1 protein-coding gene is annotated in these 659 nt (G+C 53.6%); it reads left to right on the top strand.

What is annotated here, in order from left to right:
- Positions 1 to 530, top strand: a 530-nt coding sequence (locus ACTQ34_RS18095) for a transposase (protein WP_441364985.1), incomplete at its 5' end; no start/stop codon positions are given.
- Positions 531 to 659 lie beyond the last annotated feature (129 nt).

The following is a 659-nucleotide window of genomic DNA, read 5'->3' as shown; positions in this document are numbered from 1 at the left end:
TACCGAAGAACGACAACACCAAGCTGCTCATTACCACAGCCGCACAGCAGCTTCTTGCAGGAAAGACTACGTTGGCTGCTCTGCGAGCAGAGATGACACGACTCGCCTCACAGCTCCCGGAGTACGAAACCGTGCGCGCCATGTACGGCGTTGGCGAAACCACAGCTGCGCAACTCATGGCTGAGATTGGCGATGTGCGCCGTTTTCCCCGCCGCAGTTCCATTGTGGGCTTCGCTGGCGTTGACCCGGCTGTGGACCAGTCCGGCAAGCATGAGACACAAAGCACGTCGACCACAAAGCGTGGTTCGCCGCATCTTCGGAAAACGCTGTACCAGATCGTCTGCACATATCTCAGAAAAGCGCCGGCAGACGAGCCGGTGTACCAGTTTCTCGATAAGAAACGCGCTGAGGGCAAGCCATACTTTGTATACATGACCGCCGCACAGAACAAGTTCCTACGTATCTACTACGCCCGTGTGAAGGAATGCCTGGAGGCTTTTGACGCACAGCAGGGCACCTCACAAGGATAAATCAGATTGATACTTTATCCCGGCTGGCGAAGCTTTTTCTCCAGTCTGTTTTGTTATGCCCTTTTTCAGTCGCGCAAATTTTGCGGGACTTTTTTCATTTCAGCTATTGACTTTTGTTTGCAGGACTCC

It is taken from the genome of Agathobaculum sp. LCP25S3_E8 (assembly GCF_052117165.1).
In the GTDB taxonomy this organism is placed as follows: Bacteria; Bacillota; Clostridia; order Oscillospirales; family Butyricicoccaceae; genus Agathobaculum.
This window is presented reverse-complemented; position numbering and strand designations above follow the sequence as displayed.